The sequence below is a fragment of the Aeromonas sp. 600479 genome (assembly GCF_049175515.1).
GTDB lineage: Bacteria > Pseudomonadota > Gammaproteobacteria > Enterobacterales > Aeromonadaceae > Aeromonas > Aeromonas veronii_A.
Map to the genome: position 1 here is coordinate 1 of NZ_JAAKVF010000025.1, position 15130 is coordinate 15130.

Below are 15130 nucleotides of genomic sequence, written 5' to 3' on the forward strand. Positions count from 1 at the left end.
CGGGAATAGCTCAGTTGGTAGAGCACGACCTTGCCAAGGTCGGGGTCGCGAGTTCGAGTCTCGTTTCCCGCTCCAATCTCTCTTCGAAGTTTTCATAATCCCTTTGAATTGCCCTTCACATCGCGTTGCGATGCTTTGTCGTATCTGGCGTTTACTAGGCGCGTCTCTACCACCTCCTGCCAACAGGAAGGGGATGTGGGCTCATGGTGCGGATTGTACGAGGCAAGCGGTTGTGACAGGTGGTGGGGGGCGAGAATTGCGGGCAAAAAAGAGGAGGGGCCTTGGCTCCTCCTGCATGATTCACTGGCGCGGGCTTAAACCAGAGTAACGTTTTCAGCCTGAGGGCCTTTTTTACCCTGGGTCACAGTGAACTGGACTTTTTGACCTTCAGCCAGGGTTTTGAAACCGGTGCTCTGGATGGAGGAGAAGTGAACGAATACGTCCGGACCCTGGGATTGTTCAATAAAGCCAAAACCCTTGGTTTCGTTGAACCATTTTACCTGGCCGGTGCGAATGTCAGACATGTGCTAAATCCTATCAATAACAAAATGAAACTAAGCCCGTGCTGGGCTGCATTTGCCTTGCAAGCAGGGGTTGGCTCATGACTGACCACGTCTCTTTGTCCCAGTAGCACGTAGAACAATCCCTGTCTAAAGCACAAACGATTGTACGTTAGCGCCGATCCTTGTCAATTTGACCCCTTTCGTTTTTTGAACAAGCTAAAAATATTGTGAAGTCAGTAGCTTATTTGAAGATATTTGGCTGAAAAAAACGGGAGGCCAGCGCCTCCCGTTTTTGTTATTCCTTGAGGGCGAACCCTTCGCCCTGCCGGTCGTAGCGGTAAACCGCCTGACCGTAGGAGCGGATCTCCACCCGCTGGATGCGGCGGGTGTCGTCCACCAGGATGAAGATAGAACGGCCCGATTGCAGGCGGGTCAGGGGACGATCCGGCCCCTCGATGGCGATCAGGCGGCTCAGCTCGGCACCCGGCAACTCGAATTTACGCCAGATGGAGTAGAGGGTCTCACCCGCCTGCACATCGTGTTGCAGCCAGGTGCCGTTAACCTTCTCTTCGACCGGCTTGGCTGCCGCGGGCGCACTGCCTGCCGCGCCATTACCGACAGTTAGAGCTTGAGCAGGCACGGCCAGCGGCACTTCCAGCGAGCCGGAAGGGGCGGCTTTGGGGGCGGATGGCGCTGGCTCCCAAGCCAGCACCAGCAACCAGAGCGGGATCAGGATCAGCAGACCTATGGTGTTTTTGCGGGGCAGCGGGCTGGACAGCTTGAATTTGCCTGCTTTGGCATCCTGGCGGCGTTGGCCGAGGTTGCTCATCCCTTGGCCAAAACGTTGGCGCAGGGACAGGGTCGCGGCATTGATGCGATGGAGCAGGGATCCTTGTGATTCGTCTTGGCGACGCTGCTGGGCTCGTCTGTTATGGCCTCGTGGGCGACGGTCCGGGGTGGGCACGGCATTTACCTCTCACTACATTGCCTGCCATCAGGCAAATTCGTCGCCTATGGTAAACGGACTCGCCCCCGAGGGGGAGAGTCCTGAGGCGGAAAATTATCAGCTGAGACGAAATTGACCCAATAATTGCTGCAATTTGTCGGCAGCCTGACGCAAAGCCTGACTGGCTTTGGCCGTTTCGGTCGCATCCTGAGCAATGTCGTTGGCCAGTGCGTTGGTTTTTGACAGGTTGCCGGAGACGGTTTCTGAGACCGAGCTCTGCTCTTCGGCGGCGGAAGCGATCTGATAGGTCATGTCGTTGATGGTGGAGATGGCCTGGTAGATGCTGCCGAGCGCCTCTTCCGCCAGATCCGCTTCGCCCACCGCCTGATGGGTCAGCTGCTGGCTCTGGGTGATGGCGTTGACTGCATTGGTGGAGCTGAGGCGGATCTTCTCGATCAACTCCTGGGTGTTCTGCACCGCCTGCTGGGTGTTGCCCGCCAGTTTGCGCACCTCGTCGGCCACCACCGCAAAGCCGCGGCCCTGCTCGCCAGCCCGTGCAGCCTCGATGGCGGCGTTGAGGGCCAGCAGGTTGGTCTGGTCGGCAATCCCCTGAATGACGGTGAGGATGCTGGTGATCTGGGCGCTGTCGTGAGCCAGCCCTTCCACCACTTCGGCCCCTTTACCGGCTTCTGCCGCGACCTTGTGCATCGACTGGATCACCTGCTGGAAGCGCTCCTTGCCTTGATCGGCAGCGCTTTGCGCCTGTTTGGCCGAGTCGGCGGTATTGTTGGCGTGGGTGGCGACCTCCTGACTGACGTAGGACATCTCCTGTACCGCGGTCAGCATCTGCTCCATCTCCGCTTGATGGTGCTGCAGGTTGTTGTCGGTCTGACCGGCGATGCGGTCGGTATCACCGGCATAACGGTTCACCTCGCTGGCAGTCTTGAGCACATCCCCGAGCAGCCCTTGCAGCTTGTCGATAAAGCGGTTGATCCCCTTGGCGAGATCCCCCAGCTCATCGACAGATCGGGTCGTGAGGCGTTTGGTGAGGTCCCCTTCACCATCGGCGATGTCATCCACCAGGCTGACCATCTGACGGATAGGGCCGGTGATGCTGCGGGCAATCACCAGCATGGTGGCCAGCGCCAGCACCAGTACGATAACGGCACCCACCAATTGCTGGGTCATGGCTGCCTGGTTCATGTCGCTCAGCTGGCTTTCCAGTTGATCGGCCCCCGCCAGTACCACCTTGTAGGGCAGGGTGACGATGATGGCCCAGTTGCGGCTCATTCCCGGCACCATGATGGGGACGGAAATACGGAATGACTCGTCCAGCTCCTGACGCTGCACTTCCGGTTTCAGGTACTGCTGCCACTGGTTGCCCAGCACCTTACTTGCGCTGCTGCCGAGCTGGCTGGCATCACCGCTGGTGCCGGTGATGACACCGGCGGCGCTGACGATCAGGGTCTCCCCCTGGCCATCATAGATATTGCTGTTGAGGCTCTTGGCCTGACGACTGATGGAGTCCACCGCCAGATCCAGCGCTGCGATCCCCTTGAACTGACCATCCACCATGATGGGGGTGGTGATAGTGCTCACCAGCACCTGCTGACCGTTGATATCCACCTTGAAGGGATCGATCAGACAAGAGCGCCCTTCCCGTTTCGGGCAGGCGTAGTAGTCGTTGGCGGGATTGCCGAATTCGTCCGGGTCGGTCTTGTCGATGGAGAGCAGCAGATCGGTACCGATTTGATCCTTGTCGCGATAGAAGTAGGGCACGAAGCGCCCCTTGTCGTCACTGCCCAGCGTACTCTGCCCGACGAAGGCGGCATCCTGACCGTCGAAACCGTTGGGCTCAAAGCCGGCAAAGGCGCCATAGAGTTGCGGCTCCAGCGCCAGTTGTGCCTTGAGCAGGTCGGTGGCCTGCTGGCGATCCAGCGGCAGTTTGCCCTGCTGTTGCAGGGCGAGGGCGCTGGCCATCTGTTGGGTATAGGAGAGCCCCTTTTGCAGCAGTTGGGTGATGGTGGCCGCCTCGGCGCGGGCATTGGCGCTGACCTTCTGCCAAGCCTCCTGCTGCAGCGCTTCACGGCTGGAGCTGATGGTCAGTTGTTGGGTCTGTTGGCCGGAGTATTGGTTGAGCAGGATCAGGATGACCAGGGCGGTGGTCATGGCAATCCCGGCCATCACTAGAATGCGGTTTTGGATCGAACGGAACTGCATCGTCTCTTCCTTGTTGGTGAGCGTTATTTGGATATCGGCCGGAGGAGGCAGCTCTCCAACACTTCCCATAGCAAATCGGAAATGGGGATTTTGTTTTGCGATCCCCTTCAAAGATTGATGGGCAGGTGAGAAGGGTCAAATTTTCCCCGCTACCAGGCCCTGTTGCCACTTCATGGTTTTCCCATCCGTCTTTGTCGGTGCTAAAATGCGACGGTTTTTTCTAACGAATTGGCCCAAGGCCCTCTACACAAGGCTTAAAGATGAAAGTCAAAACCCGTTTTGCTCCCAGCCCGACCGGCTTTTTGCATGTCGGCGGTGCCCGTACCGCACTCTATTCCTGGTTGTTTGCAAAGAACCAGGGCGGTGAGTTCGTGCTGCGTATTGAGGATACCGACCTGGAACGTTCCACTCAGGAGGCGATCGACGCCATCATTGAGGGCATGGAATGGCTGGAGCTGAACTGGGATGAGGGCCCCTACTACCAAACCAAGCGCTTCGATCGCTACAACGCGCTGATCGACGAGATGCTGGCCGATGGCCGCGCCTACAAGTGCTACTGCTCCAAAGAGCGTCTGGAAGCGCTGCGCGAAGGCCAGATGGCCAACGGCGAGAAGCCCCGTTATGACGGCAAGTGCCGCGATCATGCCCACGATCACCCGGCCGATGCGCCGCACGTGATTCGCTTCCGCAACCCGACCGAAGGTTCCGTGGTGTTCGATGACCACGTCCGTGGCCGCATCGAGTTCGCCAACACCGAGCTGGACGATCTGATCATCCGCCGTACCGACGGCGCGCCGACCTACAACTTCTGCGTAGTGGTCGATGACTGGGATATGGAGATCACCCACGTGGTACGTGGCGAAGACCACATCAACAACACCCCGCGCCAGATCAACATCTATAAGGCGCTGAACGCGCCGGTACCGGAATTTGCCCACGTATCCATGATCCTGGGTGACGACGGTGCCAAGCTCTCCAAGCGCCATGGTGCAGTCTCCGTGATGCAGTACCGCGATGACGGCTACCTGCCGGAAGCGCTGCTGAACTATCTGGTGCGTTTGGGCTGGTCCCACGGCGATCAGGAGATCTTCAGCCTGGAAGAGATGATCAAGCTGTTCAGCCTGGATGCCATCTCCAAGTCTGCCTCTGCCTTCAACACCGACAAACTGCTGTGGCTGAACAACCACTACATGCGCAGCCTGGATCCGACTTATGTTGCCAAGCATCTGGCATGGCACATGGAAAACCAGAAGATCGACACCAGCAATGGCCCGGCGCTGGCCGACGTGGTCACCCTGCTGGCCGAGCGCTGCAACACCCTGGTCGAGATGGCCGCCCAGAGCCGCTACCTGTTCGAAGATTTTGAGGCGATCGACGAAGCGGCCGCCAAGAAGCACCTGCGTGGTGTGGCTGCCGAGCCGCTGGCTCTGGCCAAGACCAAGCTGGCTTCACTGGATAGCTGGACTACCGAAGCGCTGCACGAGCTGATTGAAGCGACTGCCGCCGAACTGGGTCAGGGCATGGGCAAGGTCGGCATGCCGCTGCGCGTGGCTGTCACCGGTCTGGGTCAATCTCCTGCCATCGACGCCGTGATGGCGCTGGTTGGCAAAGAGCGTGTTCTCGCACGTATCGACCGAGCTCTCGCTTACATTGAAGCCCGTATGGCTGCCGAGTAAGTGCTGCCGATATAGCAGGCGAGGGGAGCCCCCGTTCTGCCACATGCTGAATAGCAAAAATCCGAAACCACTGGTTTCGGATTTTTTTATGGCCGGGAGCTGCGGTGGGGCACCATGGTGGTCATGCCTGACCTGGACGAGCTGTCAGGCCAGCTTGAAGGACTGGATCTGGCTGTCGAGCTCCTTGCTGTGTTGTTCGACCAGCTCGGAGGCTTCTTGCAGTTCGCGCAGTACCACGACGGAGCCTTCAGCGATCTGCCTGACCTGCTCCAGATTGCCGCGCATCTCTTCGGCGACCGAGCTCTGCTGCTCGGAGGCGGCGGCGATGTGGCGGTTCATGTCGGCGACACCCTGTACCCGCTGCACTATGGTGGCGAGCTGGGTACCGGCCTGGGTCACCTGTTCCACTCCTTTGTCGGCCTGGCGCACGCTATGGGCCATCAGTTCGGCGGCCTGAGCTGCATTGCCCTGCAGTTGTTCGATCATCTTCTGGATCTCGACGGTGGCGGCCTGGGCGCGGTTAGCCAGCTCGCGCACCTCGGAGGCCACTACGGCAAAGCCACGACCCGCTTCACCGGCGCGGGCCGCTTCGATGGCGGCGTTCAGTGCCAGCAGGTTGGTCTGCTCCGAGATGCCGCGAATGGTGTCGACTACCGAGCCAATGCGCTCGACCCCTTGCTCCACCTGATTGACCACGGTAGCGGAGCGCTGGATATTGCCGGAGAGGGTGTCGATGGTGTTGACGGTCTCGGTAACGCAGCGGCTCCCCTCCTCGGCCAGCTGGCTGGTTTCGGCGGTGGCGTGAGAGGCTTGATCCGCATGGGTGGCCACTTCGCGAATGGCGCCGACCATCTGGCTCATGGCGCTTGCCAGTTGCTCAATCTGGGTGAACTCTTCGTTGATCGCTTCGTTGGCCTCTTCCATGCAGAGAGTGACCTGAGAGGCGATGTCGTTGAGCTCCTTGCAGGCGGCGCGCTGGTTGCCAAACACTGCTTTGAGGTTTTCCTGCGAGTGGGAGACCGCCTTGGCGATATCACCGAACTCGTCACGAGACTTGAGCAGTACTTTGTGGCTGAGGTCCCGCTTGGCGAAGCGCTCCAGCAGGCCCACCAGATAGTGCACCTGCTTGACCATCAGGCGAGAGCCGGTGAGCAGCAGGATTACGAACAGCAGCCCCATGATGGTGGTCTCCATCAGGCCGGTCCAGAGCAAGCGATTGGAGATCGCATCTGCCTTGGCGGGATCAAGCCCTTCGCTGAGCAGAGTTGACTCCAGATTGTTGGCATCAAACCAGAGTTTGGTCAGTAGCAAAATGGTACTGAACACCATCAGCAACACTACTTTTGGCACCAGCCGAATGTTGCTCATCCGCTTCTCTAGCAGGTTTAACTGCATCGTGAAATCTCCTTTGAAAATCGCTTTTTCCTTTGCCCTCAGGACTATCGGCATTATCTTCTCTTTTATTAATTTGCACTGTGCTTAAAGTTGGAAAATGTATGCGACATCACTTAACTCATCTGCGGGCGATGGATCTGCTGATGGCATTTCTGTCGATTATCTCGGTTGTGCTGGTGACGGCCCGCTGGTGGGGGCAGGCAACCCTCACTCCCCAAACCCTGCAGCTCTTCTATGACCTGGACAGCCTGATCTGTTACTTCTTCCTTGCCCATTTCGCTTATGGTTGGCTTCGGGCCCCTGATCGAAAATCCTTCTTCAAGACCAACTGGATCTATCTACCAGGCAGTTTGCCGATGGTGGAGCAGCTGCGTTGGGCCCGTTTGCTGCAGCTTTGGCGGGTCTATCAACTGTTCAAGGAGAACCCGGATCTCTGGGCCATGTTCCGTCGCGAGCGAAACGAGACAACCCTCTCCGGCATCCTGTTCCTCTTTTTCCTGCTGCTGGGGTTGGGATCCGGTGTCATGTACTGGATTGAGTCTGGTCAGCCCGGCAGCCAGATTGAGACACCTTATGACGCATTCTGGTGGACGCTGGTGACCCTCTCCACAGTCGGTTACGGGGATCTGGTGCCCAAAACAGAGGAAGGGCGTTTTGTTGCCAGCCTGCTGATCCTGTTCGGGGTCGGTCTGTTTGGTGCCATCAGTGGTTTTATGGCCAGCATCTTTTTGCAACCGGCCAAGGAGAGCGAAACCGACAAGTGGCGTCATCACTACAACAACCAGCAAGAGGAGTTGCTGCGGGAGATCCGCGCCCTGCGCAGCGAGGTGCGGGAGTTAAAAAGCAAGTGAGGGTGCGGGTGGGCAAGTGGCGAGGTAGCTCGCCACTCTGTGCTATTTATCTGGGGGCGCAGATTTTTCTTTGCTTGTCCTTTAACCTGCTGGCGGCTTAACATTCAACCTCTTGTCCAAACCAGAAAAAGAGAACCGATCGACCATGCGCGCCCTTCTCGGGATTTTGATCTGCTTGTGTGCCCAACAGGCACTGGCCGACACACGTTATGTTTCAGACAACATCTTTACCTATATCCACAATGGTCCGGGTACCCAGTACCGGATTCTCGGTAGCGTCAAGGCTGGTGAACCGCTGGAGGTGAAGGCGGTGAACGGCGATGCCGGATTCACCCAGGTGGTGGACGGGCGTGGTCGCGAAGGGTGGATAAAAAGCAATGAACTGCAGAGTGAGCCCAGCTTGCGCGAGCGGCTCCCTCAGGTAGAAAAGGAGCGGGATGAGCTCAAGGCGCGCCTGCAAAATCTCAACGGTGACAACGAAAAACGCTTCACCGAGAAGGATGGCCAGATCGCTGCCCAGAGCAAGGAGATCGCCGCTCTCAAGGCCCAGCTGGTCAGTCAGGGTGAGGAGATGAGCAATCTCAAAGAGCAGAATGATGCCCTGACCCAAAGCTACGACAACCAGGAGCACGACATGCAAATGGACTGGTTTATCCGTGGTGGTGCCATGGTGGGGGCCGGTATTCTGCTTGGCATCCTGCTGCCCATGCTGCCCCGTCGTCGCAGCCGTGGCGATCGCTGGATGAACTGACAGCCTCTGGCTGAATGAATTGCTGAGAAGGGTCGCCGTGGCGGCCCTTCTTTTTTGGGGCGCATTGGGCGGAATGCGTGGCTGCTTTGCGACAGGGTGGTGGCAGATCGTATACAAAATGAAGTCAGATGACCCTCACGCTTGCTGACGTATTGGCTTCAAAAGGGAATTAATGGGGTGAATGAGCGATCTTTGTTAAAGAGTGGCAACAAATTCATTTCATATAGGGTGCAACATTGTATACATTATCGGCGTTTCGGCGGCGCGTCCGCCTTTGTCGATATCAGCCCTAGGGCGTACAGGAAGACCCCATATGTTCAAAGCTACTCAAGTGCTTGCCGCTGACTATATCCCCTCTGATCTGGCCGCCCTGCGCGAAGCCATCACCCAGAACTACGTGGTGGATGAAAATGCTTATCTGGCCGAACTGTCGGCCATGCTGCCGGGGGATGGCGCCTCGCTGGAGCAGGTGACCCAGCGTGCCCGTACTCTGGTGACCAAGGTGCGCAAGGAGAGCGGCTCCGGTGACGGTATCGACGCCTTCCTGCAGGAGTACAGTCTCGATACCCAGGAGGGGATCATCCTGATGTGTCTGGCCGAGGCGCTGCTGCGCATTCCCGATGCCGAGACCGCCGATGCCCTGATCAAGGACAAGCTCTCCGGCGCCAACTGGTCCTCCCATTTCCGCAAGAGCGACTCCACTCTGGTCAACGCCTCCACCTGGGGGCTGATGCTGACCGGCAAGATCATCAAGCTCGACAAGAAGCTCGACGGCAACCCGGCCAACCTGCTGGGGCGCATGGTCAACAAGCTGGGGGAGCCGGTGGTGCGCTCCGCCATGTACGCCGCCATGAAGATCATGGGCAAGCAGTTCGTGCTGGGGCGCGACATGAAAGAGGCGCTCAAGGCGAGCCGCAAATCCCGCGAGCTGGGCTACACCCACACCTACGACATGCTGGGTGAGTCGGCGCTGACTATGCAGGATGCCGACAAGTATCTGACCGATTATCGCAACGCCATCGAGGCGGTGGGCAACGAACGGATCAGCGACGGCGGCCCGGCCCCCTCCATCTCCATCAAGCTGTCGGCGCTCCATCCGCGCTATGACGTGGCCAACCGCGAGCGGGTGCTCGGCGAGATGTGCGAGCGGCTGGTGGGGCTGGTGCGTCTGGCCCGCGACAAGGATGTGGCCATCAGCATCGATGCCGAGGAGATGGACCGCCTCGAGCTGTCGCTGGACTTGTTCGAGCAGCTCTACCGCTCCGACGCCAACCGTGGCTGGGGCAAGCTCGGCATGGTGGTGCAGGCCTACTCCAAGCGTGCGCTGCCGGTACTTTGCTGGCTCACCGCCCTGGCCCGCGAGCAGGGTGACCTCATTCCGGTGCGACTGGTAAAAGGCGCCTACTGGGACAGCGAACTGAAATATGCCCAGCAGGCGGGCCTGCCCGGCTACCCGCTCTTTACTCGCAAGGCGGGTACCGATATCTCCTACCTCGCCTGCGCCCGCTACCTGCTGAGCGAGCCGACTCGCGGCTTTATCGCTCCCCAGTTCGCCACCCATAACGCCAATACTGTGGTCAGCATTCTGGAGATGGCTGGCGATCGCCAGTTTGAATTCCAGCGCCTGCACGGTATGGGGGAGGAGCTGCACAACGCCGTGCTAAACGACAATCCCGGCCTGCACTGCCGCATCTATGCGCCGGTCGGCGCGCACAAGGATCTGCTGCCCTATCTGGTGCGCCGCCTGCTGGAGAACGGGGCCAACACCTCCTTCGTCCACAAGCTGGTGGACCCCAACACCCCGGTCGATTCACTGGCCGAGCATCCGCTGCGCACCCTCAAGCGCTACTCCGGCTTTGCCAACGACCGCATTCCGCAGCCGGTGAACCTGTTCACCGACCGCAAGAACTCCAGCGGCGTCAACATGAACATCCTCTCCATCCAGCGCCCCTTCTTCGCCCGCTTGAAAGAGCTGGAGAGCAAGCAGTGGCTGGCAGGGCCCATCGTCGATGGCGAGACCCTCAAGCGCAGCGAGGCGCGCACCGTGCTGAGTCCGCAGGATGTGAGCCTGACTGTCGGCAAGATCCACTGGGCCGACGAGCAGGCGGTGGAGCAGGCCTTGGCATCTGCTCATGCCGCCTTCCCGCGCTGGCGTGAAACCCCGGTGAGCGAGCGGGCCGCCGCGCTGGAGAAGCTGGCAGATCTGCTGGAAGCGAACCGCGAGCAGTTCGTCTCCCTCTGTACCCGCGAGGCGGGCAAGCTGCTGCAAGATGGCATCGACGAGGTGCGTGAAGCGGTCGATTTCTGCCGCTACTATGCGGTGCAGGCCCGCAGCCTGATGGGGCAGGCGACCCTGCTGCCCGGTTACACCGGCGAGCAGAACGAGCTGTTCCTGCAGGGGCGCGGGGTGTTTGTCTGCATCAGCCCGTGGAACTTCCCGCTGGCGATCTTCCTCGGCCAAATCGCCGCGGCGCTGGCCACCGGCAACACCGTCATCGCCAAACCGGCGGAGCAGACCGGCCTTATCGCCCATCTGGCGGTGACGCTGGCCCATCAGGCCGGTATTCCGGGCGATGTGCTGCAACTGCTGCCCGGTGACGGTGCCACCGTAGGGGCCAAGTTGACTGCGGACTCGCGCATTGGCGGCGTCTGCTTCACCGGCTCCACCGAGACTGCCAAGCTCATCAACATGACCCTGGCCAAGCGCGATGGCGCCATCCTGCCGCTTATCGCCGAGACCGGCGGCCAGAACGCCATGATCGTCGACTCCACCGCCCTGCCGGAGCAGGTGGTGCGCGACGTGGTGAGCGCCGCCTTCCAGAGCGCCGGTCAGCGCTGCTCGGCCCTGCGGGTGCTCTATCTGCAGGAGGAGATTGCCGAGCGGGTGCTGGAGATCCTCACCGGCGCCATGCAGGAGCTGAAAGTGGGCAACCCGGCCGAGCACAACACCGACGTAGGCCCAGTGATCGATGCCGATGCCAAATCCGGTCTCGATGCCCACCTCGCCTACATGATCCCTCGTGCTCGCCTGATTGCCCAGGCGCCGATGCCGGCCGCGACCATGGAAGGGCACTTCGTCCAGCCGACCGCGCTGGAGATCGGTTCCATCCGCGAGCTGGCCAAGGAGCAGTTCGGCCCCATCCTGCATGTGGTGCGCTACGCCACCCGGGATCTGGACAAGGTGATCAGCGACATCAACGGCACCGGCTACGGCCTGACGCTGGGGATCCACAGCCGCAACGAATCCCACGCCGAGGAGCTGGCGAGCCGCATCAACGTGGGTAACGTCTACATCAACCGCAACCAGATCGGCGCCATGGTCGGGGTGCAGCCGTTCGGTGGGCAGGGGCTCTCCGGCACCGGCCCCAAGGCGGGTGGCCCCCACTATCTCGGGCGGTTTGTTACCGAGAAGACCCGCACCATCAACACTACGGCGGTGGGCGGCAACGCCTCCCTGCTGGCGATGGGCGATGCCTGAACCGCGTCGATAGAGGCCGGACAGTGGATGCCGGATAACAGCGGGCCGCCTTCGGGCGGCCTCTTTATTTGCGCCATCTGTTTTTTACGAATGGGACAATCGGCCACAGCGGGGTCGTCAGCGACCCGTGCTGGTCGTAAGATGGGAGCCATTCGCGCGGCGTTTGCCCCTTGGTCGGCCAGCCGTGGCCTGGGTTTTGTTTTAACGAGAGTGTTTATCTGATGTCATTAACCGAACAAGCCCGCTGGTTCGTGCTGGGGGGCGATCATCTGGTACTGCTCGATCAGCAGGGAGAGGTGCCACAGGGCAGCAAAGCGTGCCTGCCTGCTGCGCTGGCAGAGGCCCATTTCGAGCGTTTCGATGAGTGGCAGGGGCTGCCCTGCTATCTGCTGGATCTGGGGGCTGAGGCCGACACGACTATGATGGCCCCCCTGCGCCAGCTGATGGTGGCGGGGGACGAAGAGGGCTTTCGTCTCGCGGGCCGTGCCTGGCAGCTCGTTACCTTCCGCTGCACCCACCGTTTCTGCGGCGAGTGCGGCGCCCCCATGACCCCGAAGGCGGCGGAGTGGGCGCAGGTGTGCCACCACGGCCACAGCGTCTATCCGCGCATCTCCCCCTGCATTATAGTGGCGGTGCGCAAGGGGTCGGAGATCCTCTTGGCAGCCCATCGCCGTCACTATCAGGCGGACGATCCCATGTATACCGTGCTGGCCGGCTTTGTGGAGGCGGGGGAGAACCTCGAGCAGTGCGTGGCGCGAGAGGTGTTCGAGGAGAGCGGCGTCCGGGTGCGCAATGTGCGCTATGTGGCGAGCCAGCCCTGGCCCTTCCCTCACAGCCTGATGATGGGCTTTACCGCCGACTACGAGAGCGGCGAGATCAGGGTGCAGGACGACGAACTGGTGGCCGCCGCTTTCTTTGCCGCCGACCGGCTGCCGCGTTTGCCGCCTCACGGCACCATCGCCCGGCGCTTGATCGAGTTGTCACTGGCTGGCGAGGGGTAACGGCGCTTATCTTTTCGCCAACCTTTTTGCACTTCTTTTTAAAAACGGGGCGCTCTGGTTTGCGCCCCTTCACATCTTTGCAACCGATCACCTATTTGCCACGTTTTGGGCAGTCCGCTTGACTGGGCAAAGTGGTATTATGACCGCCATTTTATGCGTGATATGAATTCAGGAACTGGGATGAAAGAGCTGAAGAACGATCGATACCTGCGTGCTTTGCTGCGTCAGGACGTGGACATGACGCCGGTATGGATGATGCGCCAGGCAGGGCGCTATCTGCCGGAATACAAGGCGACTCGCGCCCAGGCGGGGGATTTTATGTCCCTGTGCCGCAATGCCGAACTGGCCTGTGAAGTCACCCTGCAGCCGCTGCGCCGCTACCCGCTCGATGCCGCCATCCTCTTCTCCGATATCCTGACCGTGCCCGATGCCATGGGGCTGGGTCTCTACTTCGAGCAGGGTGAAGGCCCGCGTTTCGAGCGTCCGATCACCTCCATGGCCGACGTGCAGGCGCTGCCCATTCCGGATCCGGAAGATGAGCTGGGCTACGTGATGAACGCGGTGCGCACCATCCGCCGCGAGCTGAAGGGCGAAGTGCCGCTCATCGGTTTCTCCGGCAGCCCATGGACTTTGGCCACCTACATGGTGGAGGGGGGCAGCTCCAAGGCATTCACCAAGATCAAGCAGATGATGTACGCAGAGCCGCAAACCCTGCACCTGCTGCTCGACAAGCTGGCCGACAGCGTGATTGCCTATCTCAACGCCCAGATCAAGGCGGGTGCCCAGGCGGTCATGGTGTTCGACACCTGGGGCGGCGTGCTCACCCCGCGCGATTACCGCGACTTCTCCCTGCAGTACATGCACAAGATTGTCGATGGCCTGATCCGCGAGCACGACGGTCGCCGTGTGCCGGTCACCCTGTTCACCAAGAACGGTGGTCAGTGGCTGGAGCAGATTGCCGCCACCGGTTGCGATGCGCTGGGTCTGGACTGGACCACCGACATTGCCGACGCCAAGCGTCGGGTCGGCGACAAGGTGGCGCTGCAGGGCAACATGGATCCCTCCATGCTCTACGCTACCCCGGCTCGCATCCGTGAAGAGGTCGCCTCCATTCTGGCCGGTTTCGGTCACGGCAATGGCCACGTCTTCAACTTGGGACACGGCATCCATCAGGATGTGAACCCGGAACATGCCGGTGTGTTCGTCAACGCGGTACACGAGCTCTCCGCCCAGTACCACGGTCGCTAAGGCCGGGGTGAGAGAAGAAGAGTGTGTTTGATATCCGGGGCCGTCAGGCCCCGTTTTACATTAAAAAATGGCGCTGCGACGACGAGCGCGTGGCGTCCGTGCAGGAGGCAAGATGAGCAGCAAGTCACTGGATTGGGGTATCGATCTTGGCGGTACCAAGTGTGAATGCGTGGTGCTGGATGGCGACGAGGTGCTGCTGCGCCACCGCATCCCCACCGAGCGGGCGGGCGGTTATGACCATATGATCGGCCAGATCGCCAAGCTGGTAGCTGAGTGCGCCGAGAAGATTGGCCAGCGCCCGACCGTCATTGGCATGGGCACGCCGGGGGCGCGGGATCCGCAGACCGGTCTGATGAAGAACTGCAACACCACCGAGCTCAATGGCAAGCCGTTCAAGGAGGATCTGGAGCGCAAGCTCGGCGTGCCGGTGCTGATCGCCAACGACGCCAACTGCTTCGCGCTGGCAGAAACCCATCTCGGTGCAGTGCGTCAGCTCCATCCCGATGCGAAAGTGGTGTTCGGCATCATCATGGGCACCGGGGTCGGCTCCGGCATCGTCATCAACGGCCAGATCCTCAACGGCCACCACGGCATCGCCGGCGAGTGGGGCCACAACGTGCTCTCCCCCGATGGTCCCGAGTGCTACTGCGGCAAACGCGGCTGCGTCGAGACCCTGATCAGTGGCCCGGCGCTGGAGGTCTGGTACGAGGCCAAGGCCAAGCGTCGTCTCTCGCTGGCGCAAATCGCTGCTGCCGCCGCCCACGATCATGTGGCCAAGCTCACCATCGACCGGCTGCATCTGCTGTTTGGTCAGGCGCTGGCCGACGTGGTCAACATTCTCGACCCGGACGTGATCGTCATCGGCGGCGGGGTGGGCAATGTGCAGAGCCTTTACAGCGCCGGACGGCAGACAATTTTGCCCTTCCTCTTTAATCCCCGTTTCACTGCCCCCATTATTGCTCCAGCCCTTGGCGACAGTGCCGGGGTATTCGGGGCCGCACTGCTGGCCCGCGGTGAATTCAAGGAGGCCCTGCTGTCGTAGCCGGGTCTCCCGGGGGGCC

The 15130-nt window shown here is 60.5% G+C and carries 11 protein-coding genes; 7 read left to right on the top strand and 4 right to left on the bottom strand.

The features are described 5' to 3' along the window. Window positions 1-314: 314 nt before the first annotated feature. The 3 genes from G5149_RS19605 to G5149_RS19615 all read right to left on the bottom strand — a co-directional run bounded on the left by G5149_RS19605 (window position 315) and on the right by G5149_RS19615 (window position 3669). Window positions 315-524 carry a cold-shock protein gene (locus tag G5149_RS19605; RefSeq protein WP_005338972.1) on the bottom strand — a complete coding sequence of 70 codons (210 nt, stop codon included), beginning with the start codon at window positions 522-524 and terminating at the stop codon, window positions 315-317. Window positions 525-798: 274 nt separating this feature from the next. After that, window positions 799-1467 (bottom strand): LysM-like peptidoglycan-binding domain-containing protein, encoded by a 669-nt coding sequence (locus G5149_RS19610; protein ID WP_103250429.1) that lies wholly within the window; start codon window positions 1465-1467, stop codon window positions 799-801. 99 nt (window positions 1468-1566) lie between these two features. Next, window positions 1567-3669: a methyl-accepting chemotaxis protein gene (locus G5149_RS19615; RefSeq protein ID WP_421213425.1), complete on the bottom strand. Its 2103-nt coding sequence runs from the start codon at window positions 3667-3669 to the stop codon at window positions 1567-1569. A 260-nt stretch (window positions 3670-3929) separates the two neighbouring features. On the opposite strand from G5149_RS19615, the gene gltX reads away from it, so the two are divergent. Beyond that, window positions 3930-5345, top strand: a complete 1416-nt coding sequence (gltX, locus tag G5149_RS19620) for a glutamate--tRNA ligase (RefSeq protein ID WP_421213427.1) — start codon at window positions 3930-3932, stop codon at window positions 5343-5345. Between the two features lie 144 nt (window positions 5346-5489). Here the strand turns inward: gltX and G5149_RS19625 are convergent, their stop codons facing one another. After that, the gene (locus G5149_RS19625; protein WP_005340980.1) at window positions 5490-6740 is read right to left on the bottom strand and encodes a methyl-accepting chemotaxis protein; all 1251 of its coding nucleotides are present in this window, start codon (window positions 6738-6740) and stop codon (window positions 5490-5492) included. A 101-nt stretch (window positions 6741-6841) separates the two neighbouring features. Here G5149_RS19625 and G5149_RS19630 point away from each other — a divergent pair, with 101 nt between their 5' ends. The 6 genes from G5149_RS19630 to G5149_RS19655 all read left to right on the top strand — a co-directional run bounded on the left by G5149_RS19630 (window position 6842) and on the right by G5149_RS19655 (window position 15111). Continuing rightward, window positions 6842-7591: a potassium channel family protein gene (locus G5149_RS19630; RefSeq protein WP_005340978.1), complete on the top strand. Its 750-nt coding sequence runs from the start codon at window positions 6842-6844 to the stop codon at window positions 7589-7591. A gap of 145 nt (window positions 7592-7736) precedes the next feature. Next, window positions 7737-8342 (top strand): TIGR04211 family SH3 domain-containing protein, encoded by a 606-nt coding sequence (locus G5149_RS19635; RefSeq protein WP_236348710.1) that lies wholly within the window; start codon window positions 7737-7739, stop codon window positions 8340-8342. A 313-nt stretch (window positions 8343-8655) separates the two neighbouring features. Then, the gene (gene putA / locus G5149_RS19640) at window positions 8656-11820 is read left to right on the top strand and encodes a bifunctional proline dehydrogenase/L-glutamate gamma-semialdehyde dehydrogenase PutA (protein ID WP_421213430.1); all 3165 of its coding nucleotides are present in this window, start codon (window positions 8656-8658) and stop codon (window positions 11818-11820) included. A gap of 221 nt (window positions 11821-12041) precedes the next feature. Then, window positions 12042-12821 (top strand): NAD(+) diphosphatase, encoded by a 780-nt coding sequence (nudC, locus tag G5149_RS19645; RefSeq protein ID WP_421213431.1) that lies wholly within the window; start codon window positions 12042-12044, stop codon window positions 12819-12821. Window positions 12822-13001: 180 nt separating this feature from the next. Continuing rightward, window positions 13002-14069, top strand: coding sequence for a uroporphyrinogen decarboxylase (gene hemE, locus G5149_RS19650; protein ID WP_005335440.1), 1068 nt, complete (start codon window positions 13002-13004; stop codon window positions 14067-14069). A 112-nt stretch (window positions 14070-14181) separates the two neighbouring features. Further along, window positions 14182-15111 carry an ROK family protein gene (locus G5149_RS19655; RefSeq protein ID WP_421213433.1) on the top strand — a complete coding sequence of 310 codons (930 nt, stop codon included), beginning with the start codon at window positions 14182-14184 and terminating at the stop codon, window positions 15109-15111. Window positions 15112-15130: the final 19 nt, after the last annotated feature.